This window comes from Actinoplanes sichuanensis (assembly GCF_033097365.1).
Lineage (GTDB): Bacteria > Actinomycetota > Actinomycetes > Mycobacteriales > Micromonosporaceae > Actinoplanes > Actinoplanes sichuanensis.
In genome coordinates this window covers 5,325,933-5,349,458 of record NZ_AP028461.1, presented here as the reverse complement: position 1 = coordinate 5,349,458, position 23,526 = coordinate 5,325,933, and the positions used below count along the sequence as shown (strand labels likewise).

Annotated in this window: 22 protein-coding genes; 11 read left to right on the top strand and 11 right to left on the bottom strand. The window is 71.2% G+C overall.

What is annotated here, in order from left to right:
• Window positions 1-154: 154 nt before the first annotated feature.
• Window positions 155-1,105 carry a hypothetical protein gene (locus Q0Z83_RS24615; protein ID WP_317796347.1) on the bottom strand — a complete coding sequence of 317 codons (951 nt, stop codon included), beginning with the start codon at window positions 1,103-1,105 and terminating at the stop codon, window positions 155-157.
• 115 nt (window positions 1,106-1,220) lie between these two features.
• On the opposite strand from Q0Z83_RS24615, the gene Q0Z83_RS24610 reads away from it, so the two are divergent.
• Window positions 1,221-2,645, top strand: coding sequence for a hypothetical protein (locus tag Q0Z83_RS24610; RefSeq protein WP_317796346.1), 1,425 nt, complete (start codon window positions 1,221-1,223; stop codon window positions 2,643-2,645).
• On the opposite strand, the gene Q0Z83_RS24605 is transcribed toward Q0Z83_RS24610, so the two are convergent.
• The 4 genes from Q0Z83_RS24605 to Q0Z83_RS24590 are packed head-to-tail and all read right to left on the bottom strand — an operon-like array spanning window position 2,619 to window position 5,595.
• Window positions 2,619-3,428: a class I SAM-dependent methyltransferase gene (locus Q0Z83_RS24605; protein WP_317796345.1), complete on the bottom strand. Its 810-nt coding sequence runs from the start codon at window positions 3,426-3,428 to the stop codon at window positions 2,619-2,621. The genes Q0Z83_RS24610 and Q0Z83_RS24605 overlap by 27 nt on opposite strands.
• A 30-nt stretch (window positions 3,429-3,458) precedes the next feature.
• Window positions 3,459-4,364 carry a PDR/VanB family oxidoreductase gene (locus tag Q0Z83_RS24600; protein WP_317796344.1) on the bottom strand — a complete coding sequence of 302 codons (906 nt, stop codon included), beginning with the start codon at window positions 4,362-4,364 and terminating at the stop codon, window positions 3,459-3,461.
• Window positions 4,361-4,564 (bottom strand): hypothetical protein, encoded by a 204-nt coding sequence (locus Q0Z83_RS24595; RefSeq protein WP_317796343.1) that lies wholly within the window; start codon window positions 4,562-4,564, stop codon window positions 4,361-4,363. Before Q0Z83_RS24595 ends, Q0Z83_RS24600 begins: the two co-directional genes overlap by 4 nt.
• Window positions 4,561-5,595 (bottom strand): aromatic ring-hydroxylating dioxygenase subunit alpha, encoded by a 1,035-nt coding sequence (locus Q0Z83_RS24590; RefSeq protein WP_317796342.1) that lies wholly within the window; start codon window positions 5,593-5,595, stop codon window positions 4,561-4,563. The genes Q0Z83_RS24595 and Q0Z83_RS24590 overlap by 4 nt, the downstream gene beginning before the upstream one ends.
• A gap of 69 nt (window positions 5,596-5,664) precedes the next feature.
• Between Q0Z83_RS24590 and Q0Z83_RS24585 the strand changes: the two genes are divergently transcribed.
• From Q0Z83_RS24585 to Q0Z83_RS24565, 5 genes are read left to right on the top strand one after another with little or no spacing between them, the layout of a single operon-like run.
• Window positions 5,665-6,426 (top strand): IclR family transcriptional regulator, encoded by a 762-nt coding sequence (locus Q0Z83_RS24585; RefSeq protein WP_317796341.1) that lies wholly within the window; start codon window positions 5,665-5,667, stop codon window positions 6,424-6,426.
• A 36-nt stretch (window positions 6,427-6,462) separates the two neighbouring features.
• Window positions 6,463-7,044: a TetR/AcrR family transcriptional regulator gene (locus Q0Z83_RS24580; RefSeq protein WP_317796340.1), complete on the top strand. Its 582-nt coding sequence runs from the start codon at window positions 6,463-6,465 to the stop codon at window positions 7,042-7,044.
• On the top strand, window positions 7,031-7,858 hold the full coding sequence (locus Q0Z83_RS24575; protein ID WP_317796339.1) for an alpha/beta fold hydrolase: 828 nt from the start codon (window positions 7,031-7,033) through the stop codon (window positions 7,856-7,858). The genes Q0Z83_RS24580 and Q0Z83_RS24575 overlap by 14 nt, the downstream gene beginning before the upstream one ends.
• A 53-nt stretch (window positions 7,859-7,911) precedes the next feature.
• Window positions 7,912-9,402, top strand: a complete 1,491-nt coding sequence (locus Q0Z83_RS24570; protein ID WP_317796338.1) for an EAL domain-containing protein — start codon at window positions 7,912-7,914, stop codon at window positions 9,400-9,402.
• Between the two features lie 45 nt (window positions 9,403-9,447).
• Complete coding sequence (locus Q0Z83_RS24565; protein ID WP_317796337.1) at window positions 9,448-10,794, top strand: AI-2E family transporter; 1,347 nt, start codon at window positions 9,448-9,450, stop codon at window positions 10,792-10,794.
• A gap of 229 nt (window positions 10,795-11,023) precedes the next feature.
• Here Q0Z83_RS24565 and Q0Z83_RS24560 read toward each other — a convergent pair whose 3' ends face one another.
• Window positions 11,024-11,410, bottom strand: coding sequence for a tautomerase family protein (locus tag Q0Z83_RS24560; RefSeq protein ID WP_317796336.1), 387 nt, complete (start codon window positions 11,408-11,410; stop codon window positions 11,024-11,026).
• Between the two features lie 69 nt (window positions 11,411-11,479).
• Between Q0Z83_RS24560 and Q0Z83_RS24555 the strand changes: the two genes are divergently transcribed.
• Complete coding sequence (locus tag Q0Z83_RS24555) at window positions 11,480-11,944, top strand: MarR family winged helix-turn-helix transcriptional regulator (RefSeq protein WP_317796335.1); 465 nt, start codon at window positions 11,480-11,482, stop codon at window positions 11,942-11,944.
• 17 nt (window positions 11,945-11,961) lie between these two features.
• On the opposite strand, the gene Q0Z83_RS24550 is transcribed toward Q0Z83_RS24555, so the two are convergent.
• Window positions 11,962-12,843, bottom strand: a complete 882-nt coding sequence (locus tag Q0Z83_RS24550; protein ID WP_317796334.1) for a LysR family transcriptional regulator — start codon at window positions 12,841-12,843, stop codon at window positions 11,962-11,964.
• 102 nt (window positions 12,844-12,945) lie between these two features.
• Between Q0Z83_RS24550 and Q0Z83_RS24545 the strand changes: the two genes are divergently transcribed.
• Window positions 12,946-13,791, top strand: coding sequence for an aldo/keto reductase (locus tag Q0Z83_RS24545; protein WP_317796333.1), 846 nt, complete (start codon window positions 12,946-12,948; stop codon window positions 13,789-13,791).
• Between the two features lie 16 nt (window positions 13,792-13,807).
• Window positions 13,808-14,797 carry an L-glyceraldehyde 3-phosphate reductase gene (mgrA, locus tag Q0Z83_RS24540; RefSeq protein ID WP_317796332.1) on the top strand — a complete coding sequence of 330 codons (990 nt, stop codon included), beginning with the start codon at window positions 13,808-13,810 and terminating at the stop codon, window positions 14,795-14,797.
• Here the strand turns inward: mgrA and Q0Z83_RS24535 are convergent.
• Together Q0Z83_RS24535 and arfA are read right to left on the bottom strand one after the other, a co-directional pair.
• The gene (locus Q0Z83_RS24535) at window positions 14,759-16,744 is read right to left on the bottom strand and encodes a sensor histidine kinase (protein ID WP_317796331.1); all 1,986 of its coding nucleotides are present in this window, start codon (window positions 16,742-16,744) and stop codon (window positions 14,759-14,761) included. The genes mgrA and Q0Z83_RS24535 overlap by 39 nt on opposite strands.
• A 35-nt stretch (window positions 16,745-16,779) precedes the next feature.
• Window positions 16,780-18,288, bottom strand: coding sequence for an arabinosylfuranosidase ArfA (arfA, locus tag Q0Z83_RS24530; protein ID WP_317796330.1), 1,509 nt, complete (start codon window positions 18,286-18,288; stop codon window positions 16,780-16,782).
• Between the two features lie 48 nt (window positions 18,289-18,336).
• Here arfA and Q0Z83_RS24525 point away from each other — a divergent pair, with 48 nt between their 5' ends.
• On the top strand, window positions 18,337-21,126 hold the full coding sequence (locus Q0Z83_RS24525; protein WP_317796329.1) for a glycoside hydrolase family 2 TIM barrel-domain containing protein: 2,790 nt from the start codon (window positions 18,337-18,339) through the stop codon (window positions 21,124-21,126).
• On the opposite strand, the gene Q0Z83_RS24520 is transcribed toward Q0Z83_RS24525, so the two are convergent.
• Complete coding sequence (locus Q0Z83_RS24520) at window positions 21,057-22,214, bottom strand: cellulose-binding domain-containing protein (protein WP_317796328.1); 1,158 nt, start codon at window positions 22,212-22,214, stop codon at window positions 21,057-21,059. The genes Q0Z83_RS24525 and Q0Z83_RS24520 overlap by 70 nt on opposite strands.
• Window positions 22,215-22,434: 220 nt before the next feature.
• Between Q0Z83_RS24520 and Q0Z83_RS24515 the strand changes: the two genes are divergently transcribed.
• Window positions 22,435-22,944, top strand: coding sequence for a hypothetical protein (locus tag Q0Z83_RS24515; protein WP_317796327.1), 510 nt, complete (start codon window positions 22,435-22,437; stop codon window positions 22,942-22,944).
• A gap of 98 nt (window positions 22,945-23,042) precedes the next feature.
• On the opposite strand, the gene Q0Z83_RS24510 is transcribed toward Q0Z83_RS24515, so the two are convergent.
• Window positions 23,043-23,519 carry a GNAT family N-acetyltransferase gene (locus tag Q0Z83_RS24510; protein ID WP_317796326.1) on the bottom strand — a complete coding sequence of 159 codons (477 nt, stop codon included), beginning with the start codon at window positions 23,517-23,519 and terminating at the stop codon, window positions 23,043-23,045.
• Window positions 23,520-23,526 lie beyond the last annotated feature (7 nt).

Here is a 23,526-nt window from a genome sequence, read left to right as displayed (position 1 = left end):
GGCTCCAATGTGGATCTTCCTGCTCTGTGGAGAGCTTAGCGACAGGCGCGACCGGGCCGGTCGGTGCCATCGCCTTCCGTCGACCCGAGCATGGCGCTCCGCTGTGCCACGGTGACGGACTGTGCGTACGTTGGCCCCGAGGGGTTCCCGACGCTCATCTGTGGAACAGCTCGATCTCCAGCTCGTCCAGCGTCATCGGGCGGGCGGCGAGCACCGCCTCCTTGAGCAGCCCCTCGTCGACGACCGTGCTCGCGCCGGCCCGCACCACCGTGCCGCCCGCCGTACGGATGAACTCATGTGCCCCGGGACCGCGCCGGTAGCGAAGGAGGTCACCGCGGTCCTGGCAGACGACCTCGCCGCGCGGTGCCGGACCCGGCGGCGACTGGTTCGGCGGCGGCACCGGGCGATAGAGCTCGGCGGGGCCGCAGTCGGTGCCCTCGACGGCGGTGTGCGAGACGGTGAGCAGGACGTCCCGCTCACCCCAGTACCGGACGGCCGCCGGGTCGGCGGGCTCGTAGCCGGTGCTGTCGCCGGTGGGGGCGACCCTGCGCCGGTAGCCGGGAATCTCGGTCGTCCAGATGAGGTCGAGCGGGGCCCGCAGCATGGTCGTCACCCGCGCCCGGTCGGCCTCGGCCCGGTCCTGCCGGGTCTGTTGCCGCACCGCGTAGAAGCCGCCACCGATCAGCGCCAGGATGGCGACGAGGGCGACCATCCGCACGCGGCGGCCGATGAACAGCGCGGCGATCAGGACGTACGGCAGCCCGGCGAGCGGTATCCACGGCAGTAGTTCGCCGTACTCGACGTCGAACAGGACCGTGAGCCACGCCCCGACGACGACGCCGCCCGCCCCGCCGAGAGTGACCGCCACCGCCCACCAGATCCGCCCGGCCGCCGTGCTCGTCGCCGGACAGGCCCGGCTGGTCAGCGTCCCGGCCAGGTAGATCAGTCCGGTCGCCGCGGCCGGCGTCGCCAGTCCCGCGAGCGCGCCGCCGCCCAAGATCAGCGTCACGAACGCGAAGGCGCCCGCCGGCAGGGTCAGGCAGCCGAGGACGTAGACCGCGGCCAGTTGGGCCGCGGCCGGCGTGCGGTCGATGGGTTCGGGCACCTGGTTCCTCTCGTGGGACGGCCACCCGAATCGTGGGACGGCCACCCGAGTCTGACCCACATCGACAACCACAGTCGGTGACCGCGTTCGGGCAGCGGGGCCTACGATCGCCTCCGTGCAGACGGATCTCGTGCTGAGCGGAATGGCGGAGAACCCGGCGCTGCCGGACGACATGCGGCGACGACTGCTGCGTCGTTGGCCGGTGCCGGTCGCCGTCGGGCTGGTCACCCGCGACGACCTCACCCTCGATGTGCAGGAACAGTTGGCCGCGCACCCGTCGGCGACGGTCCGGGGTGTCTTCGTCCGCTACCAGCCGATGGATCCGGCGATCCGCGACCGGCTCCTGGACGACCCGGAATGGTCGGTGCGGTCCGGGTTCCTCGAGACGGTGCGGCAGCCCCCGCTGCCCGACGAGGCCCTCACCCGGCTGCTGTCCGACGTGTTCGACACGCCGGAGCCCTGGAGCGCCTTCTTCACGATCAGCGAGTTGCTCGACGATTTCCTGTTCACCGACGGCATGCGGCGGGTCCGGGTCGCCGTCCGCCATCCGGATCGGCGGGCCCGCGTGCATGCCGCCGGTTACGCCTGCTGGGCCGATCTGCAGATGCTCGCGGCCGACCCGGATCCGGAGGTCTCGGCGACCGCGGTCGAGAAGCTCCTCGCCTCCGGCCGGCCGGCCGAACCGGCCGACCTGCCGCCCCATCACACCCACGGCCTGTGGTGGATGCTCGGACAGCAACGGCTGTCCCGTGCCCTGGCCGAGCAGGTCGCCGCCGCCGGCGATCTCGAAGCGGTGCGGTGCATGGCCCGGAACCGGACCCTACCGGCGGATATGGTCCAGAAACTGTCCGGTCACACCGACATCGAGGTCCGGGCCGAGATCGCGCGCCGCGGCGACCTCACCGCCGGCCAGATCGAACGCCTCGGCGCGGACCCCGCCGAACAGGTGCGGACGGCGGTCGCCACTCACGCGTACCTGACCGAAAAGGAACGGGACATCCTGGCCCGCGCGGCCGACCTCGACCCGGGCGAGGCCGCGCGATGGGCGCGGTCGGAAAACCCACGGCTGCGGCGGTGGGCGGCGCGATCCCGGCAGTTGCCCGCCGATCTGGTCACGGTTCTTGCCGAAGACCCCGATGCGGAGGTACGGGAGAACGTGGCGCTGCATCAGGTCGATGCTCCGGCCGGCCTGCTCCTGGCCACGTATCTGGCCGATTCCGGTCAGTCCGCTCTGCTGTCGCGTCCGCGGTTCCCGGCGGCCGGGCTGGCCCGCTTCGCCGACGATCCCGACCCGCACCTGCGCCTGCTGGCCACCCTCGACCCCGAGGTCGACCCGACGGTCGTCGACCGTCTCACCGCCGACCCGCACCGGTGTGTGGCGCAGTGGGCGGCCTGCAGCCGGTACCTGCCCGTCGACCGTCTTCTCGCCCTGCTCGACGACCCTGACCTGGCCCGATACGCCGCCGCCAACCCGGCGCTGCCGTGGGAGCAGGTCTACGCCGCGCTGTGCGAGTCAGCCGACGACGCCGACTCCGAGTAACGCGGCGGTCGGCAGGGTGAGCAGGCCGTCCGCCTCGCGATAGGGCGCGGTGTGCCGGTCGAACTCGGCCCGGACTCGCTCGACCGTGGCCGGGGTCTGGCGGCGCAGGATCGCGCCGTGTGAGCCGATACCGCCGGCCGGGCCGTTCCACCAGGTCTCCGGGTCGGTCCGGTGGTCCCAGGTGATGGTGTCGCAGCCGGGTTCGGTCAGACCGGCCCGCCCGAGCAGGTCGGTGAGACCGTCCGCGGTGCGTGGGAAGTCCCGGTCGGGAGCCACCCGGGGCAGGTCGGCCGGGCGTTCGACGCCGGCGGCCTCGAAGATGGTGGCCCAGAGCTGCTGTGCGGGCGGCGGGGGATACGGCCAGATGGTGACCGCGACCCGCCCGCCAGGGCGGACGACCCGGGCCAGTTCGCGGACGGCGGCCACCGGATCGCCGACGTGGTTGACGACGAAGTTGCCCACCGCCGCGTCGAACTCACCGTCCGCGAACGGCAGCCGGGGCAGCAGCGCGTGCCGGAACTCCACGCCGGGGACCCGCTGCCGCGCCACCTCGATCATGCCGGGTTCGGCGTCGACTCCGGTGACCTCGGCGCCCCGGTCGTGGCCCAGCCCGGCGACGGTGCCGGTGCCGGTCCCGACGTCGAGCAACCGATCCCCGCGTCCGACCGATGCGGCGTCCAGCAGGTCCCCGGCTGGATGTGCGCAGAGAGCGGCGGAGCTTCGCAGAAACGCCTCCGCCCGCCCCGCCCAGAGCTCACGTTCGTACTCGTCGAATGCCGTCATGATCGACAACTTAGCCAACGGCCGCACGGCTCACAGGTCGAGGACCAGCCGGGGACCGAGGGAGCGGGAGACACATGGGAACAGGGTGTCGTCGGCCGCCTGCTCGGCCGGGGTCAGCAGGGTGTCACGGTGGTCGACGGTGCCGGCGAGGACTGCGGTCTCGCAGGTTCCGCAGGTGCCCTCCCGGCAGGAGGAGAGGATCGGGACCCCGGCCGCCTCGACCACTTCGAGGATCGACCGGTCGGCCGGTACGCGCAGGGTGCGGCCGGTGCGGGCCAGTTCCACCTCGAACGCCTCCGACCGACCGGCCGGTGCGGCGGTGAACCGTTCGAGGTGGAGGGGGTGGTCCGGCCGGCGTGCGCAGGCCTGCTCGACCGCCTGGAGCATGCCGGACGGCCCGCAGCAGTAGACCCGGGTGCCCGGTGGGTGACGGTCGAGCAGGGCGTCCAGGTCGAAACGGCCGTTCGGGTAGAGGGTCACCCGGGGGTCGGCGGCCAGCTCGTCGTGGAACGGCATGGCCGGCGTGGTCCGGCCGGCGTAGTGGAGTTCCCAGGGTGCGGTGGCGGCGGTCAGCATCGGCCGGATCGGGGTGATGCCGATGCCGCCGGCCAGGAACAGGTAGCGGGGTGCGGGCTGGAGCGGGAAGTGGTTGCGGGGCTCGCCGACCTCGATCAGGTCCTGCTCGGACAGGTTGTCGTGGACGTGCCGGGAGCCGCCGCGCCCGTTCTCCTGGCGACGCACCGCGATCCGCCACACGGCACTGTCGGCCGGGTCGCCGCACAGCGAGTACTGCCTGGTCAGCCCGGGACCCAGGTGGACGTCGATGTGGGCGCCGGGTGTCCAGGTGGGCAACGGACGGTGGTCCGCGCTTCGCAACTCCAGCGCGACGACGCCTTTTGCGACGACGGTGATGCGGGTGACCCGTACCGTATTCATACGAAATGCGCCGGGGGTCGCGGCAGGATCGCAGCCGGATCGGGCGTCGCGGGGCCTCCGGCCGGATGGTCGGGATGGGCGAGCAGCCATTCCCACATCGCGACCGGCTCGTCGGCCTCGGCCTGTACCCCGCAGTGGCAGCGGCCGCGCAGCCGGTCGTCGCCGGGCAGCCAGGTGATCTGGAGCATCGCGCCGGTCACTTGTCGCGCATCCGGGCCAGCATGCGACGCGCGGCCAGGCCGCCGGTGTCGATGTTGATGGAGAGTTCCTGGTAGCCGTCGGGTTCGCCGCTGATCACCCGCTCCAGGGTGTCGAGCGCGGTGACGTCCTGGAGCACGACGGTCCGGTTGCTCTCCGCGAGATAGTCGCTGACCTCCTGGTCGTCGAGGGCGAAGTCGCGGGCCACCGCCCAGAAGTCGTGGGTGGAGCTCTCGGTCTCCGGCGTGATCGCGTAGACCACCTCGACGTGGAACGCGTCCGGGTCACTGCCGTCGGCGTTGGGCAGGACACCGGCCGGCGCGATCCGGCTGTGCAGCAGGTACAGGCAGGGTGGTGTGTATTCGATGTCCTGCCAGCGGGTGATCCGTCCGGTGATGCCGGTCGAGTTGGCGTAGAACGGCGGGCAGGCGGCGTCGGCCATGTGCCGTGACACGTAGACGATGCCCGCCTCCTCGTCGACCTCGGTGGTGATCGGCGTCTCGGCGACCTCGGGCGTGCCGATGTAGCCGCCGTGCAGGTACGTCTCGTGCGACAGGTCGAGCAGGTTGTCGACCAGCAGACTGGCCCGGGCGGCGAGCGGTTCCATGCCGGAGACGACGGTCCAGCCGGGCAGGTCGAGCCACGGCGCCCGCGGGATGCGGGTGGTCGCGGCCAGTTCCGGGTCGCCGATGAACACCCACACGAACGAGTCCTGCTCGACGACCGGGTAGGTACGCAGCCGCGCGGTCCGCGGCACCCGCGTCTGCCCGGGCACCGCCACGCACACGCCGTCGGCGCCATAGGTGAAGCCGTGATATCCGCAGACCACGGTGTCACCGACCAGGTGGCTGGGCTTCTCCGAGAGCGGGAAACGGCGATGCACACACCGGTCCGACATGGCGGTCACGGCACCGTCGCCGGTGCGCCAGAACAAGATCGATTCACCACATACGGTACGGGAGAAGAGCTCCCGGCTCACCTCACGGGTGTAGGCCGCCACGTACCACTGGTCCTGAACGAATGCCGTCGTCATACCCGGCAGTTTGTGACCTGAGTCGCAACGGGTCATCCTGGGTTTCCGACATTCGGAAGGAGCCCGGCGATGGTGAAGCGCGCCGCGACCGGTCCCGTGCTCGGGCGGGCCCTGCTGATCCTGGAGGCGTTCGGCCCGCGGCACACCACGCTCACCCTCACCGACCTGGCCCGCCGCGCCGGGCTGCCGCTGTCCACCGTGCACCGGCTGGCCGGGGAGCTGGTGTCGTGGGGCGCCCTGGAACGCGATCCCGGCGGCCGGTACAGCGTCGGCCTGCGCCTGTGGGAGGTCGGCTCGCTGGCTCCGCGCGGTCTCGGCCTGCGCGAACGGGCGCTGCCCTACCTGGAGGACCTGTCCCAGGTCACCCACGAGAACGTCCAGTTGGCGGTCCGCGAGGGCGCCGAAGTGGTGTTCGTCGAACGGATCGCCGGCCGCCGCGCGGTGCCGGTGCACACCCGGGTCGGCGGCCGGTTCGCGCTGTCCGCCACCGGAGTCGGCCTCGTGCTGCTCGCCCACGCGCCGCAGGCGCTGCAGGAGGAGGTGATCGGCGCGCCCATCGAGCGGTTCACGCCGTACACCGTCACCGACCCGGCCGCGCTGCGCCGGATGCTGGCCGACGTGCGGACCAACGGCTTCTCGGTCAGCGATCGCCAGGTCACCGAGGACGCGCTGTCCGTCGGCGCCCCGATCCGCGATCCGCAGGGCGCGGTGGTCGCGGCGCTGTCTCTGGTCGTGCGATACGGCACGGTCTCGCCGCACGCCCTGTCCCCACTGGTGCGGTCGAGCGCCCGAGCCATCTCACGAGCGCTCCACTCGCATCCGCTATCCTAGGGCCCCTAGGGTTTAATCGAGGGGTTCGAGGTTGGGATGCCACGACAGGGTCTGACGACCGAGCGCGTCGCGGCGGCCGCCGCCGAGCTGGCCGACGAGCTCGGGCTGGAGCGGCTCACCGTGGCCGCCGTCGCCCGTCGGTTCGGGGTCGCCGACGCCAGCCTCTACGGGCATGTCCGCAGCCGGGAGGCGCTGGTGCAGCAGGTCGCGGTGCGGGCCGCGGCCACGTTCGCCGACCGTCTCGGGCTCGCCGTGGCCGGCCGGTCGGGGCGTGCGGCGCTGACCGGGTTCGCCGACGCGTATCGGGCGTTCGCGGTCGCCCATCCCGGGCAGTACACCGCGACCCAGCTGCAACTGCCGCCCGAGGTGGGCCGCGCCTCGGGCGGGCACCTCCGCATGATCGAGATCAGTTACGCCACGCTGCGCGCCTACCGACTCGACGAGCCCGCGCTGACCGACGCGATCCGGTTCGTGCGCAGCACCCTGCACGGCTTCGCGACGTTGGAGATCGCCGCCGGCTTCGGGCATCCACGCGACGTCGACGCGTCGTGGCAGCGGGTCGTCGCGGGTGTCCACACCGCCCTTCGACACTGGAGAGAAGACGATGACCAGCACTGACCTGGAGATCAAGTCCGCCGACGGCACCCGCCTGGTGGTGCGGCGGACCGGCGCGGGCGATCCGGTGGTCCTGCTGCACGGCTCCGGCGGCGGCCTGCACTCGTGGTCGGCGGTGGCCGAGCGGCTGGCCGGATCGTTCGAGCTGTGGATGCCGGCCCGCCGGGGCTACCATCCGAGCGATGTCCCGCCCGGCCGCAAGTCGTTGCGGCACGAGGTCGCCGACGTGCTCGCCGTGCTCGACACGATCGGCCGTCCGGTCCACCTGGTCGGTGGTTCGTACGGCGCGATGCTCGCCCTGCATGTGGCGGCCGCGCTCGCCCCGCACGTGGCGGCCGCCGAGCCGGCCCGGCTGCGCTCGCTGGCGCTGTTCGAGCCACCCCTGTTCGCCGCCGGCTCCGGGGTGAGACCGCTGCTGGACCGCTACCGTGCGGCCCTCGACGCGGACGACGCGGCCGGGATGTTCAACGTGCTCAACGAGGTGACCCGGGTGCCGCCGGCGGTCGTCGCCGCGTTCCGCGCCGCGGCCGGCGACCGCAGACCCGACCCGGCCTCCTCGGTCGGCTGGCTGCACGATCTGGAAGCCCTCACCGACGACACCACGACCCCGGCCACCTGGTCCACGATCACCGTTCCGACCCTGCTCATGCAGGGCGCCGACACCTGGGAGCCGATGCCCGCCACGATGAACGCCCTGGCCGAGGTGATTCCCGGCTTGCGGCGGGTGATCTGGCCGGGCCAGTCCCACTTCGTCACGATGACCGCTCCCGACCTGGTCGCCGAGGCGCTGGACGGCTTCTTCGTCAGCTGCCCCTGAACTGCCACCGGCCCGATGCTCAACGCCGACGGGCCACCGCCGAACGGTGAACCGTGTCGGAACCCCCTCGTCCTGCCGTCGCCTCGCCCGAGATCGAGAAGCCCGCCCACCGGCTGATCGCCGGAGTCATCGTCGTCCTCGGTGTCAGCATGCTGCTCACGCTCGTGCTGTCGCTGTGGGAGTGGGAGGACGTCATCGTCGACGGCGAGCCCGCCGAACTCGACGAATGGCTCTCGGTCATCTCGATCTGCTGGCTCCCGGTGATCACCCTGGCCCTGATCCGGCTGCTCGACCTGCACCGGCGGATGCGGGCCGTCGCCCGGGCCGCGGTGCAGGCCTTCGAGAGCACCGTTCAGACGGTGTCCGGCTGGGTGTGGCGCACCGACGCCGACCTGCGGGTGACCTACTCCAGCAACGGCGTCACCACGCTGCTGGGCCTCGACCCGGACCAGGTCGTCGGCGGCCCCCTGGATGCGGTGCTGACCGAGGCCCTTTCGGCGGTACGGGCGAACACCGCCACCGGCACCGCGGAGTGGGCGGACAGCGCCCGGCACACCGACCACACGATCCGGCACCTGCGCAGCAACGCCACCCCGCTCCGGGACGGCAAGGGTGTGATCGTCGGCTATCACGGATTCAGCACCGACGTCACCGTCGAGGTCGAGGCGACCGAGGAGAAGCGCCGCGATCGGGAACGCCACGAGGCACTCCGGGCCGGGATCACCGCGCTGCTGGCCGACGACGACGCGCTGCGGATCGTCCTCCAGCCGATCGTCGACCTGGACACCGGGCGGCCGGTCGGGGCAGAGGCGCTGTCCCGGTTCACGGCCGAGCCGTACCGCCCGCCGAACGTCTGGTTCGACGAGGCCTGGCAGACCGGTCTCGGCCCCGACCTGGAACTGCACGCCGTCGGTAAGGCCCTGGCCCGGCTCCCGGAGCTGCCCACCGACGCCTACCTGTCGGTCAACGTCGCCCCCGACACCCTGGTCGACCCCCGGTTCCTGGCCATGCTCGACGACCTGGGCGCGGACATGGCCCGGATCGTCGTCGAGATCACCGAGCACGCCGTCGTCAACGACTACGGCCTCCTCCTCGAGATCGCCGACCGGATCCGCCTGCGCGGTGGGCGGCTCGCCGTCGACGACGCGGGCGCCGGATACGCGACGATGCAGCACATCCTGGCGCTGCGGCCAGACATCATCAAACTCGACCGCAGCATCGTCGGCCACGCCGACGAGGACCCGGCCCGCCGCGCGCTGACCGCGGCGATGGCGGCGTTCGCAGCCTCCCTGGGCACGACGGTGGTCGCCGAGGGCGTGGAGACCGCCGGCGAGATCGAGGTGCTGCGCGACACCGGGGTGCGGCTCGGCCAGGGCTTCTACCTCGGCCGCCCGGCCGCTGACTGGCCGCCCGCGAATCCGGCTCCGGCTTCGGTGCCGGTCCCGGCTTCGGTGCCGGCTCCGGCTTCGGTGCCGGTCCCGGCTTCGGTCCTGGCCCCGGCTTCGGTCCCGGGTTCGGGTTCCGAGGTTCGTGTCTGCCCGTGACAGGGAAGTGAGGGGGGAGAGTCACGTGGCGTAACGAGGAGAGTCATGAGCTGGGCGCAGGCGGTTCGAGAGCGAGCCCGTACCACCTTGGCCTCGGCGGCCAGCCGAAATCTGCCTCCGCCGTTCACCGTCGGCCCGGAGTTGCAGGATCCGGTCGCCCCGGTGGTCGTCGTGGACCGACGACCGACCAGCGAAGACGTTCTCCCACCCGGAGTACGCACGGCGGGCGCCTGGGCCTGGCGGTTCATCCTGTTCGTCGTCGCCACCTACCTGTTGCTGCGCCTGATCTCGCTGCTCAGCGTCGTGATCATTCCAGTGGTGGTGGCGATCCTGCTGGCGGCGCTCTTCCAGCCGGCCAGCGCCGCACTGGTGCGATGGGGCGTCAAACGGTCCCTGGCCGCCGGACTGGTCCTGGTCAGCGGTCTGGTCGTGGTCTTCGGTGGGCTCGGGCTGATCGTCCGTACCTTCATCTCCCAGTTGGACACTCTGTCGGCACGGGTCACCGAGGGCGTCGACGAGGTGCAGACGTGGCTGTCGCGCGGCCCGCTGCACCTGACCGACGCGCAACTCAGCCAGTACGTCGATCAGGCCCGGAACGCGCTCACCGCCAACCAGGGCGCCGTCACCAGCGGGGCGATCACCACCGCGACCACCCTGGGCGAAGTGATCACCGGCTTCTTCCTGGTGCTGTTCACGCTCTTCTTCCTGCTGCGCGACGGTGCCCAGATCTGGTCCTTCCTGTGCCGCCTGCTGCCACGCCAGGCCCAGGTGCCGACCGCGCGGGCCGGGCACTACTCGTGGCACACCCTCGTCTCGTATGTACACGCCACCGTGCTCGTCGCCTTCGTCGACGCGGTGGGCATCGGTATCGGCCTGGCCGTGCTGCGGGTGCCGCTGGCCCTGCCGCTCGCCGCCCTGGTGTTCCTCGGCGCGTTCATCCCGGTGATCGGCGCGACCCTGACCGGCGCCGTGGCGGTGTTGGTCGCCCTTGTCGCGAACGGCCCGGTGACCGCCGTGACCGTGCTGATCATCGTGATCGCCGTCCAGCAGTTGGAGGGCCACGTACTCCAGCCGCTGATCATGGGCCGGGCGGTGGCCCTGCACCCGCTCGCGGTGATCCTGGCGATCGCCGCCGGAATCGTGGTCGCCGGAATCGTCGGCGGCCTGATCGCGGTGCCGTTGCTGGCCGTGCTGAACACCGCGATCCGATACCTGGTCAAACACCCGTCCGGCGAGCCGACCCCGGACCGCGAACCCCCGGGCACAGAACCCACCGACGACGACGAAGCCGAGCAGGAGGACCGCGCCGCCGACGCCCAGCGCGCCGCCGACCCGGCCAATCCGCCGCCGGCCAGCACCTCGGTGGCCCCCGCCGGCGCCGGCCAGAGCTGACCGCCATCCCGCCGCCCCTCGCCGGCGTCGATGAGGGGGTTGCCGTTTCGGACGGCTCGTGCGGGTGGTGGCCAGCGGGCCATCATCCCGACGCCCCTCGCCGCTGTCGATCAGGGGGGCGCCGTTTCGCGCGGCTCGCCAGTGGCGGCCAGGTGGCGGCCCGTGCTGGTGCCGACAGGAGGCTCGGCCGTTGGCACCTCTCGTCGGGGCCGGCCAGGGGAGTGCGGTCCTAGGAAGTGACGACCACCCCGCCGATGCCGGTGCGTCCGGCGACGGTGGCCACCAGGTCGATCGTGACGCCGTCACGGACGCGCTCGCCGAAGACGTCGACGATCGCGTCCGTGACCACGGCGATCAGGCGGGCGACGATCTCGTCGGCGTCGGGCCGGGTGAACGCCGCCTCCTTGATGCCGAACGTGACGTATGGCGAAGGCGCCCGCGCCGGCACGCCGCCGATGCCCCAGCGGGCCGGTGGCAGGCCGATCAGCTTGACGTCGACCAGCCCGCGCGCCCACTCGCCGTAAACGGTGACGACCGCGTCGGTCAGCCTCTCGATCAGATCGGTCTCGCGGCCGGCCAGGTCGCTCTCCAGCACGTGGACGCTGAGGTGTGGCATACCATCCCCCGTGAAAAGGTTTGACAACAAAACACCTTTGCAAGCAAAGCTATTCGAGAGAGCGGGCGGATGTCAAACGACGACCGGGTCCGGGAACTGCTGCTGGTGATGCCACGGATGGTCGGCCGGATCAAGAAGCTGCCCCTGCCCGAGCAGTTGCAGTCGCTCGACCTGGCCCCACGTCACCTGTCGATGCTGTCCCTGCTGTTGCTCGACGGCCCGCAGACGGTCTCCCAGTTGGCCGAGGTGCTGGGCGTGGCGCCGACCACGATCAGCCTGATCGTCAGCGACCTGAGCCGCCGAGGGGTCCTGGCCCGCCGCGAGGACGACGACGACCGCCGCCGCCGGATCATCGACATCACCCCGGAAAGCCGCGAGGCCATCTCCGAGTGGCTCGCTCCGGGCGCCGAGGCCTGGCGCCGGGCTCTGGCCCCGCTGACCTCGGAGGAACAGCGAACCTTCGTCGACACCCTGCTGCGCTATGAGGCTGCCGTCGCCGACCTCAGGCCGACGGGTCCGACCGGTGAGAAATGAGGGCCGTGAGACTGAGGTCAGTCGTTCGGCAGGGCCAGGCGTAGCAGGGCCTCGGTGGCGGGCCCGGCGGGTGTGGCGGCGGGCAGGGCGACCGCCACCCGCCATTCCGGGACCGGGCCGGTGACCGGTGCCGCGTGCAGGCCCTTGGCCTGTGGTTTTCGGGTAACCGGGGCCGGCACCAGCGCCACCCCGAGGTCCTGGTGCACGAAGTCGAGCAGCGTGTGCACGTCGTTGACCTCGACGGCGACCCGGCGTTCGAGGCCGGCGCGGGCGAACGCCAGGTCGTTGACTCGGCGGGCGCCCCAGTCGGCGCTGAAGTCGATGAATTCGGAACCGGCCAGCTCACCGACGTCGACTGTCGCACTGTCGGCGAGGGCGTGCGCCGGATGGCAGAGCAGCATCATCGTCTCGGCCGCGATCGGCAGCAGGTGTACGCCGTCCGGCGCCGGACCGGGCAGCGCGACGAACCCGGCCTGCAGCACGCCGAGCCGCACCTGTTCGACCAGGTGCCCGGACCCGGCGTAGCGGAGCTGGACCTCGACACCGGGATGGGCTCGCCGGAACGATGCGACCAGCGGGGCCATGTCGATCACGCCGAGGCACTGTTCGGCGCCGATGGCGATGCTGCCGCGTAACAGTCCCCGGACGGCGGCGACCGCGTTGCGTGCGGCGGCGGCGCTGGCCAGCGTACGGTGGGCCTCGGTGAGCAGCGCCCGCCCGGCGTCGGTGAGTTCGACCCGGCGGGTGTGCCTGGTGAACAGGTCGGCGTCGAGTTCCCGTTCGAGGGCGCGGATCGACGCGGACAGGCCTGACTGGGCGACCCGCATGCGCTGGGCGGCGCGGGTGAAGTGCCGTTCCTCGGCGACCGCCACGAAGTATTCGAGATGCCGCAGTTCCACGACCGATCACTTTAACTGCTGAATCCGAGCGCTTTCTTCTGTTGGACGTCGCGTGGGCGGGCATACCAGTGTGGAAGGCGTACACATCTTCGGGAGGAACCCATGCAGAGCCGTCGCATCGGTGACGTGCAGGTCAGCGCGATCGGACTCGGTGGCATGCCGATGTCGATCGAGGGCCGGCCGGACGAGGACCGCTCGATCCGCACCATCCACGCCGCGCTGGACAACGGTGTGACCCTGATCGATACCGCCGACGCCTACCACATCGGCGCGGACGAGGTCGGCCACAACGAGTCGCTGATCGCCCGGGCGCTCGCCGCCTACGGCGGGGACACCTCGGGTGTGCTGGTCGCCACCAAGGGCGGGCACCTGCGCCCGGGAGACGGCAGCTGGACCGTCGACGGGTCACCGGACTACCTGAAGCAGGCCTGCGAGGCGTCGCTGAAGCGGCTCGGCGTCGACGCCATCGGCCTCTATCAGCATCACCGGCCGGACCCGAAGGTGCCGTACGAGGAGTCGATCGGCGCGATCCGGGACCTGTTGGACGCCGGGAAGATCCGCCTGGCCGGCATCTCCAACGCGAACCCGCAGCAGATCCGCCAGGCTCAGGAGATCCTGGGTGGGCGGCTGGTGTCGGTCCAGAACCAGTTCTCGCCGGCGTTCCGGTCGTCGGAGCCGGAGCTGGAGCTCTGCACCGAGCTGGGTATCGCCTTCCTGCCCTGGTCGCCGCTGGGCGGCATCCGGGCGGCCGGTTCGCTCGGCGGGGCCTTCGCCGAGGTCGCCGAGCGGTACGGGGTGAGCCCGCAGCGGGTGTGCCTGGCCTGGCACCTGGCGAAGTCCCCGGTGTCGATCCCGATCCCCGGCGCGAGCCGCCCGGAGACGATCATCGACTCCCTGGCCGCCGACACGCTCGAACTGACCGCCGACGACCTGGCCGTCCTTCCGTAACCGAAGAGGAAACGACATGGAATACCGCCGTAGCGGGCGCAGCGGCCTCAAGCTGCCCGCCGTCTCTCTCGGCCTGTGGCACAACTTCGGCGACGACAAGCCGCTGGACACCCAGCGGGCGATCCTGCGCCGGGCGTTCGACCTCGGCATCACCCATTTCGACCTTGCCAACAACTACGGTCCGCCGTACGGGTCGGCCGAGCTCAACTTCGGCCGCGTGCTGGCCACCGACTTCCGGCAGCACCGCGACGAGCTGGTCATCTCGACGAAGGCCGGTTACGACATGTGGCCCGGCCCGTACGGCGACTGGGGTTCCCGCAAGTACCTGACCGCTTCGCTGGATCAGTCGCTGAAGCGGATGGGCGTGGACTACGTCGACATCTTCTACTCGCACCGCTTCGACCCGGAGACGCCGCTCGAGGAGACGATGGGTGCCCTGGACGCGGCGGTCCGGGCGGGCAAGGCGCTCTACGTCGGCATCTCGTCGTATTCGCCGGAGCGGACCGCCGAGGCCGCGGCGATCCTGCGTGACCTGGGCACACCGCTGCTGATCCACCAGCCGTCCTACTCGATGCTGAACCGCTGGATCGAGGACGGCCTGCTGGACACGCTGGAGCAGGTGGGCGCCGGCTGTATCGCGTTCTCGCCGCTGGCACAGGGCATGCTGACCGACCGGTATCTGAAGGGTGTGCCGGAGGACTCCCGGGCCGGCGCCGACAAGTCGCTGAGCACCGACCTGCTCAGCGACGAGAACCTGGAGAAGATCCGGGCGCTGAACACGATCGCCGAGCGCCGTGGTCAGAGCCTGGCCCAGACGGCGATCGCCTGGGCGCTACGGGACCCGAGGATGACTTCCACGGTCCTGGGCGCCAGCAGCGTGCGCCAGCTGGAGACCAATGTCGCCGCCCTGGACAACCTGTCGTTCACCGCCGACGAGCTGGCCGAGATCGACAAGTACGCCACCGAGTCAGGCATCAACCTGTGGGCGAACTCCAGCCGCCAGTGACCGCATCGGTAGCGAGAAGGTGAAGCACGAGCCGCCACCGGGCTCGTCGTCGGCGGTGATCGTGCCGCCGTGCCGCTCGACGATCCGTTTGCAGATCGTCAGGCCGAGCCCGGTGCCCAGGTAGTCGCCGCCGAGGTGGGCGCGGTGGAAGTTGCCGAAGATCGCCTCATGCTGACCGGCCGGGATGCCGATGCCGTTGTCCACGATCCGGACCGTGACCATCGCCTCGTCCTTCGAGGCGGTGATCCGCAGCGCGGGGTGCACCCCGGGCGCGGTGTACTTGATGGCGTTGCCGATCAGGTTGTCCAGCAGTTGCCGGAGCAGCACCGGGTCGGCCTGGACCGGGGGCAGCGGCCCGATCGCGAACCGGGGCGTCGGTGCTCCCGAGGCCACCGCCGCGTCGGCCCGGGCCAGTGCGATGTCGGCGACCACCTCGGCCAGATCGACCGGGGCCGGGCAGACCATCGCCTCCCGGGCCGTGGCGTAGGACAGCAGCCCGTCGATCAGGCCGCGCATCCGGGCCGACGACCGGGCGACCCGGGTCAGGTCGTTGTACGCCTCACCCACCGCCGGATGGTCGGGCACGCCCTCCAGTGACTCCATCGCGGCCAGCGTCCACCCGTCGACGCTGGTCAACGGATTGAGCAGATCGTGGGCCACGACACCCGCGAAGCTGGTCAGCTCGTCGCGGTGCCGCCGTTCCGCGGTCACGTCGTGGAACAGCAGCACCGCGCTGTCCCTGCCGTCGGGGTGGGACAGCGCGGTGGCGGTCACCCGGAGGATCCGGCTCTCCGGTTCGCCCGGGTGGTGGACCGCCAGGTCGGCGCTGGTGAGCCCGCGGAGGCGGGCCAGGTCGACGTCATCGAAGGTGAGCATGTCGGCGACGGCCGGGTTGCGCAGCGTCACCCGCTCGTCCGGGCCGATCACGGCCAGGCCGTCGGCCATCGAGTCGATGATCGCGGTGAGCAGGTCGGCGTGGTGTTTGACCTGTTCCTTCTCCTGGGCGAGGGCGGTCAGCAGGGCCTGCCGTTCCTCTCGGGCCAGTGCCAGGGCCAGGCCGACCAGGGCCACCAGGGCGACGAACAGTTGCACCACCACGGCGCGTAGCGGCACGTCGTCGACGTGGGCGAACGGGCCGTATCCGTCGAGTGTGTAGCGCAGCGCGACGACGCTGACCACCAGGTTGTGCAGCAGCACCCATGGGGTGCACAGCCGTACCCCGACCAGCACGGTGATCGCGAGCAGCGCGAACGACATCGGGAATTGCTGCTCGTAGGCGAAGACGGCCAGGTGCGCGGCGATGCTGAGGACCCCGATTCCGGCGATCTCGGCGATCCGTCGGGGCGGCACCCGGCCGGGTCGCCGGCCGCGGCTGAGGGCGGCGCCCGCGCAGATCCCGGCCGACCCGAGGACCAGGATGCTGGCGGTGTGCCGGGCCACCGACATGGTGGTGACGGTGAGCGGCAGGGCGCCGGTGACCAGCCAGCGGCCCACCAGGCTGACCGCGCTGGCCGCGATGGTCGCCGCGAACCCGGCTTTGAGCAGCGCCCACAGATCCCGCGGGGAGCGCAGCGGTGCGTCGCCGCCGGCGCCCCACAGCTGCGGGCTCCAATGGCCCAGCAGTCGGAGGAAGACCAGCGCCTGGACCAGCCCGACCAGCCCGGCGACCACACCGACGGCCGGGCTGGTGCCGGTCCACCAGTTGACCGCGCCCAGGATCAGGGCGAGTAACAGCATGTCGAGCCGCCGGGTGGGTGCCCGGCGGTGTGCGCAGAACCAGACCACCGCCACCCCGGCGGCGGGCCAGGCGAGGTTGTGGTTGCCGATCAGGACGAGCCGCCGCCCGGCGTAGCAGGCGGCGGCGTAGACCAGGGCGAAGCACACCGTCCGGACGAGGGAGCGCCGGTAGCCACCTTTCACCGCATCCTCCCGGAGGACGGTCGACATCTCCCCATCGGCCGGTTCCGGGTGATGCTGAGGGCTCAGGCCACGGTGATCCGGGTCCAGGAGACCGCCGGCAGCGTGATCGTCAGGACGTCGCCGGAGAGCCGGGCGGTGTCGTTGCGGCGCGGGGTGACCCGCTCCGGTTCGGCCAGGGTGTTCGCGGCGTACGGGTCGTCGTCCCAGATGCCGGTCGCGGTGACCGACGAGCGCGCGGGGAAGCCGGTCAGGTCGACGGTCACGGTGGCCGCGCCGGTGGTGTCCCGGTTCTGCAGGAACAGCTGGACCGTGCCGTGGTCGTCGACGGTGGCGGCCGCCGCCACCGCCGGCACGTCACCGTACCGGCCGGTGGTGACGGTGTCGGCGTCGAGGTTGACCGCGAGTGCCGTACCCCCGGCCGATCTCGAAGTCAGTGCGAACGGGAAGAAGGTGGTCTGCCGCCAGGCGGGGCCGCCGGGTTCGGTCATGATCGGCGCGATCACGTTGACCAGTTGGGCGAGCGAGGCCGAGGTGACCCGGTCGGCGTGGTTGAGCAGGGTGATCAGCAGCCCGCCGACGGTGACCGCGTCGGCGACCGTGTAGACGTCCTCCAGCAGGCGCGGCGCGACCGGCCAGTCGTCGATCGTGAACTTGCCCTCCTGCGCGTTCCAGCGGGTGAAATACCAGACGTTCCACTCGTCGAACGAGATCTGGATGCGCTTCTCGGAGCGTTTGACCGCCCGGACGTGGTCGGCGGTGGCCACCACCTCCTCGATGAAGGCGGCCATGTCCACCCCGGAGGCGAGGAAACTGCCCAGGTCGCCGTCGGTCTCCTGGTAGTAGGCATGGCAGGAGATGTACTCGACGTCGTCGTAGGTGTGCTCGAGCACCGTGCGTTCCCACGCGCCGAAGGTGGGCATGTTCCGGCCGGACGAGCCGCACACCACGAACCGGAGACGGTTGTCGACCAGCCGCATCGCCTTTGCGACCTGGGAGGCGAGCTTGCCGTAGTCGTCGGCGCTGCGGTGCCCGACCTGCCACGGGCCGTCCATCTCGTTGCCGAGGCACCACATGGTGACGCCGAACGGCTCCTCGCGCCCGTTGGCCCGGCGCTGGTCGGAGCGGGTGGTCCCGGACGGCACGTTGGCGTATTCGAGCAGGTCGAGAGCCTCCGGCACACCGCGGGTGCCGAGGTTGACGGCCAGCATCAGCTCACTGCCGACCAGGTCGAGCCAGTCCTGGAACTCGTGCAGCCCCACCTGGTTGGTCTCGGTGGAGTGCCACGCCAGGTCGAGCCGGCGGGGACGCTCGGCGGCCGGGCCGACGCCGTCCTCCCACCGGTAGTTGGAGACGAAGTTGCCGCCCGGGTAGCGGATCGTGGTGACGCCCAGCTCCTTGACCAGCTCGATCACGTCACGGCGGAACCCGTCCGGCCCGGCCGTGGGATGCTCCGGCTCGTGGATGCCGTCGTAGACGTGCCGGCCCAGATGCTCGACGAAGCCACCGAACAGCCGCCGGTCGACCGGGCCGACCGCGAACGACGGGTGCAGTGTGAGATGGGCACGGGTCACTCTCGAACTCCTTCACGTCTGGCGTTGATCACGAAAGACTATGTACCCGTGACATCGTTTCGCACCGAACTGGCCTCCCCACAGCCGGGCCGCGGCGGTCTGCCCGCCCGCGCCCACCTGCGTTCCGACGCGCCCCGGCAGCCGCTCGACGGCGTCTGGCAGGTGCGCAGGCATCCCGACGGCGGCTGGTCGGAGATCCGCGTACCGGGCCATCTGCCCCTGCAGGGCCACGGTTCGCCGATCTACGCCAACGTGCAGTTCCCGTTCCCGGTCGACCCGCCGTTCCCGCCCGACGACAATCCGGTCCACGACCACCGGCTGGAGTTCCAGGCCGACCCGGCGGTGCTGGCCCACCCGTCGGTGCTGCGGTTCGAGGGTGTCGACGGCGCCGCGACGGTGTGGCTCAACGGCGTGGAGCTCGGCACCCTGCGTGGCAGCCGCCTGACGACCGAATTCGATACCACCGCGGTGCTGCGCCCGGGGACCAACGTGCTGGATGTGCGGCTGGCGCAGTGGTCGGCGCACAGCTATCTCGAAGACCAGGACATGTGGTGGATGCCCGGCATCTTCCGCAGCGTGACCCTGCTCGCGCGGCCCGCGGGCGGCATCCGGGACGTCTTCGTGCACGCCGCCTACGACCACCGCGACGGTTCCGGCACGCTGCGGGTCGAGGTCGACAGCGATGCGGTGGTCACCGTCGACGTCCCGGCTCTCGGCGCCGAAAACCTGGGCGCGGGGCAGTCCCATCACTTCCGGTCCGTTTCCCCCTGGACCGCGGAGACCCCTTTCTTGTACGCCGTACGCGTCCACACCCAGTCGGAGGTCGTCACCCTGCGCGCCGGTTTCCGGACGGTGCACGTGGACGACGCGACCCTGATGCTCAACGGCCGCCCGCTGCTGCTGCGCGGCGTCAACCGGCACGAACACGACCCGCTGCACGGCCGGACCGTCGACCTCGACACCGCCCGGCGTGAGCTGCTGTTGATGAAACAGCACAACATCAACGCGGTACGCACGTCGCACTACCCGCCACAGGCCGACTTCCTCGACCTGACCGACGAACTCGGCCTGTACGTGATGGTGGAGAACGACCTGGAGACGCACGGCTTCGAGATGAACGCCTGGCGCGGCAACCCCAGCGACGACCCGCAGTGGCGCGACGCCTACGCCGACCGGATGCGCCGCACCGTGGAACGCGACAAGAACCACGCCAGCGTGCTCTTCTGGTCGCTCGGCAACGAGGCCGGAACCGGCGCCAACCTCGACGCCATCGCCCAGTGGGCCAAGCAGCGCGACCCGGAGCGGCTCGTGCACTACGAGGGTGATCGCCGGTCGCTGCACGTCGACGTGTACTCGCGGATGTACGCCACCACCGACGAGGTCGAGCGGATCGGCGCCGGCACCGAACCCGAGGACGAGCACCGGCGCAGGCTGCCGTTCCTGCTGTGCGAGTACGCGCACGCCATGGGCAACGGGCCCGGCGGGCTCAGCGAGTACCAGGAGCTGTTCCACCGCCATCCACGGCTGGCCGGCGGGTTCATCTGGGAGTGGGTGGAGCACGCGCTGCACGGCGGGACCACTGAGGACGGGCGGACCGTCCAGCTCTACGGCGGCGACTTCGGCGAACGTGTGCACGACGGCAGTTTCGTCATCGACGGGCTGGTGCACGCCGACAAGACGCCCGGCCCCGGGCTCGCCGACGTGGCCCGGGTGTTCGCGCCGGTCGAGCTGACCATCGACGCCGAGCGGTCCACGCTGACGATCGTCAACCGCTACCACAGCCTGGACCTGTCGCACCTGGAGGCGGACTTCCCCCTGCCTGATGTCCCGGCGGGCGCTTCGGTCACCGTACCCACCCGGCATTTGAACGTCGTTCTGCGTGATCGGGAACTCGGGCATGAGGTGGCCTGGGCGCAGCACGTCCCGCCGCGCGCCCGGGTTTCGGTGGAAGCGACCGCGGCGCCGTCGCCGGACCTGCGGCTGGGACCGGCCGTCTTCGATCCGCGGACCGGGATGCCGGTACGGCTCGGTGACCTCGACCTGCACGACGTCGCGGTCGGCCTGTGGCGGGCGCCGACCGAGAACGATCGCGGTCGCGGCTGGGAGGAGCACGATCTGCCGTCGATGGCCGAACGCTGGGCCGCGGCCCGCCTCGACGACCTGCGGACCCGCCTGATCGACATCACCGCCGACGGTCCCGAGCTGGTCGTGCGGACCCGCAGCGGCCCGCCGGTGATCGACGCCGGGGTGGACGTGACCTGGCGCTGGACCAGCGACGGCGACGCGCTCGCACTGGATCTGACCATCGCGCCCTACGGGCAGTGGCCGTGCGGATGGGCCCGGGCCGGTCTCGACCTGCGCCTCGACCGGCCGACGACGCAGGTCACCTGGACCGGTTGGGGGCCCGGCCCGCAGTACCCGGACACCGGGCAGGGCGCCCGCTACGGCACGTTCACCGCCGACCGGGACTCCTACGCGGTCCGCACGGTACGGCCGCAGGAGCACGGCGCCCGCCGGATCGACGACGCGCTGATCGACGTCGGCGGGACCGGCCTGCGGGTGCGTGGCGTCGACGTGCCGCTGACCGTGCGCCCGTGGTCGCGGGAGACGGTCGCGGCCACCGCGCACGATCACGAACTGCCGGCCGCCACGTCCACGTGGATCTCGGTGGACGCGGCGGCCTCCGGGGTCGGTACGGCGTCGTGCGGGCAGGGGGTGCTGCCGGCCTACCGGCTCGCACCCTCCGCCCAGCGCCTGCGGGTCGTGTTTCAGCAGCCGATCCGAGAGGAGCCGGCCGCCACGTCGTCGTACCAGAGCGTGTCCGAACCCTCGCCGTAGCTCTCCCAGCCCAGCTTCAGGTCGGTGAGTCGCGGCCGGTAGGTGCGGTTCAGCCACTGGCCGTCGATGTCGTGGGTGGCCACCCCGTCCTGGAGCAGGCCCGGCACCGACACGCCGTTCAGCCAGGTCTCCATCGTCCCGTCCGCGCCGTTCACCTTGAACTCGACACAGTTCCACGAGTCGACCGGCAGCGGGCGGGACAGGGCGACCCCGGCCGGGCTCTGCTCGGGCAGGGTGGCGTCGTCCGAGGCCCGGTTCCACTGCAGTGCGCCGTTCTGCCCGCCGAACCGCAGGTCACGGTCGCCGTCGTTGGCGTCCTTCAGCGCCACCATGGTGATGTGCGAGGCCGGCAGGGCGGTGGTGTGCCGCACCCAGTACCGGACGTAGGTGGCGTCGCCGAGGATCGCGGTGTTCCGCACGAAGACGTGGTTGCAGTAGCCGGTCGCCCCGTTCACCCGCAGGGACGTGCTGCCACTGTGCGCCACGGCCTTGTCCACGGTGGCCGCGCCGGCGCCCTGGCAGTCCGGGTAGGTGACCGCCCAGTCCCCGCCCGGGGTCCCGGCGGCCTGACTCTCGAAACCGTCACAGCGGATCCCGGTTCCGCAGCTCGGCGTCGGCCCGGTCGAGGTGGACGTGGACAGGCTCGGGGACGCGCTGGACGGTGCCGGGCTGGACGGTGGCACGTCGCCCGCGCAGGAGACGCCGTTGAGCGTGAAGTCGGTCGGCTTGGCATTGGTGCCGGAGTAGGTCGCCTGGAACCCGAACGACGTCGCCGCCCCGGTGCCCAGCGAGCCGTTCCAGGCCAGGTTGGCCGCGGTCACCCTGGTGCCGGACTGGCTGATCTGCGCGTTCCAGCCGTTGGAGATGGTCTGGTTACCACCGAACGTCCAGCCGAGGGTCCAGGCCGTGACGGCCGGTCCGGTGTTGGTGAGCTTGACGTCCGCGGTGAACCCGGTCGCCCACTGGTTGACGGTGAAGTCGACGGAACAGACGGTGGCCGCCTGGGCTGCGGGGACGTGCAGCCCGGCGACGATCCCACCGGACGCGACGGCAACCGCCGCGACGGTGAGCACAGAACGGAGACGCATGGGGGATGCCTCCTCGGGAACGGGAATGGGAGCGCTCCCAAATATAGATGAACGTGCATTTCGGCGAAACCGCTACGTCCGCACCGCCGACGAAGGAGCCGAGAGCTTCACCGGCAGGATCCAGCCCCTGCCGCTGGTGCCGATGCGTCCCGGGCAGTGGATCTGTCGGTGCGCGCATTCCCGCCTTGACCGGGTCGGGAATGGGCTAGCGTCATCGTCTGTGCCGGGGGATCGTGCGGACGAAGACGTCCATGATGCCGAGGATCCAGATCTGCCCTTCAACCATTGGTTCGAGGGGTTCGCGGTAGAGGTGGCGGTTCCCGGAAAGCTGGACTTCGCCGATCGCCTGGGGCGCCGATGCGAGGCCCTTGCCGCCGAAATCGTCGACGGGCTTCTGGCGAGAGACAGTAAGGATCGCTGGCAACGGTTCACCCGAAGGCTGGCGACCATGCTGCTCGACGCCTACTGGCATGACCCTGATGACGAGGTCTGGACCGAGGAGGACCCGGATCGGCCGTTCGCTGTCTGGGTGGCGGAACACCTCGACTGGCCGGCGCACACCGTACCGATGGGGCAGTTGGGAATTGACTGCCGGGAGGCTGCCTACGACCTGGTCACCCGCCTCCGCGAGGGTTCCTACCGGAACGAATTCGTCGCCATTCTGGCGTTCGTCCTTTACTGCGCATACGTCGACGACAACTGGGTCGAAGTACCCCGTCCATTCCCTTAGCCTCGACCCGCCGACACCAGCACCGCGACATCGGGCGGTGATCCGTGCGGAGTCTGTCCGGCGCTGGTGACCGCGTCGCCTGCAAGACGGATCGGTAGCTATCCGGTGGCCTCCGGACGCCGTGGGTCGAGCGGCAGGTTGAGCAACTCCAGGCCGGTGACCGGGCGGAAACCGAAGTCGGTGTAGAGCCGCAGCGCCGGGGTGTTGACGGTCTCGGTCTGCAGTGACACGCGAAGTGCGCCGGCGGCACGGGCGCTGTCGACGACGTGCTCGAGGAGGGTGCTCGCGATGCCGATCCGGCGATGCTCGGGTGCCACGTAGAGGTCGCGGATCGACCACACCGAGCCCAGCATCAGCGACGCCGGTGTCACCAGGGCCGTGATGAAACCGCCGACCCGGCCGGCCCGGACGGCGGCGGCCGCCGAGATCCGGCGGTCGGCGAGCTGATCCTGCAGCCAGGCGCGGGTGGCCGTGGGGGACGGCGCCCGGCCGTAGTGCGCCCGATAGTCGTCGAACAGTGCGGCCACCTGCTCGAACGTGGGATCGGTGACGGTGACCGGCACGACCGTGGTCACGATGGCT

What these genes read in the sequence shown, in the direction of transcription:
- mgrA (WP_317796332.1), top strand. Translation starts at nt 13,808, where the DNA reads ATGGAATACCGCCGTAGCGGGCGCAGCGGCCTCAAGCTGCCCGCCGTC.
- Q0Z83_RS24580 (WP_317796340.1), top strand. Translation starts at nt 6,463, where the DNA reads ATGCCACGACAGGGTCTGACGACCGAGCGCGTCGCGGCGGCCGCCGCC.
- Q0Z83_RS24560 (WP_317796336.1), bottom strand. Translation starts at nt 11,410, where the DNA reads ATGCCACACCTCAGCGTCCACGTGCTGGAGAGCGACCTGGCCGGCCGC.
- Q0Z83_RS24600 (WP_317796344.1), bottom strand. Translation starts at nt 4,364, where the DNA reads ATGAATACGGTACGGGTCACCCGCATCACCGTCGTCGCAAAAGGCGTC.
- Q0Z83_RS24575 (WP_317796339.1), top strand. Translation starts at nt 7,031, where the DNA reads ATGACCAGCACTGACCTGGAGATCAAGTCCGCCGACGGCACCCGCCTG.
- Q0Z83_RS24590 (WP_317796342.1), bottom strand. Translation starts at nt 5,595, where the DNA reads ATGACGACGGCATTCGTTCAGGACCAGTGGTACGTGGCGGCCTACACC.
- Q0Z83_RS24535 (WP_317796331.1), bottom strand. Translation starts at nt 16,744, where the DNA reads ATGTCGACCGTCCTCCGGGAGGATGCGGTGAAAGGTGGCTACCGGCGC.
- Q0Z83_RS24565 (WP_317796337.1), top strand. Translation starts at nt 9,448, where the DNA reads ATGAGCTGGGCGCAGGCGGTTCGAGAGCGAGCCCGTACCACCTTGGCC.
- Q0Z83_RS24555 (WP_317796335.1), top strand. Translation starts at nt 11,480, where the DNA reads ATGTCAAACGACGACCGGGTCCGGGAACTGCTGCTGGTGATGCCACGG.
- Q0Z83_RS24545 (WP_317796333.1), top strand. Translation starts at nt 12,946, where the DNA reads ATGCAGAGCCGTCGCATCGGTGACGTGCAGGTCAGCGCGATCGGACTC.
- Q0Z83_RS24585 (WP_317796341.1), top strand. Translation starts at nt 5,665, where the DNA reads ATGGTGAAGCGCGCCGCGACCGGTCCCGTGCTCGGGCGGGCCCTGCTG.
- Q0Z83_RS24520 (WP_317796328.1), bottom strand. Translation starts at nt 22,214, where the DNA reads ATGCGTCTCCGTTCTGTGCTCACCGTCGCGGCGGTTGCCGTCGCGTCC.
- Q0Z83_RS24605 (WP_317796345.1), bottom strand. Translation starts at nt 3,428, where the DNA reads ATGACGGCATTCGACGAGTACGAACGTGAGCTCTGGGCGGGGCGGGCG.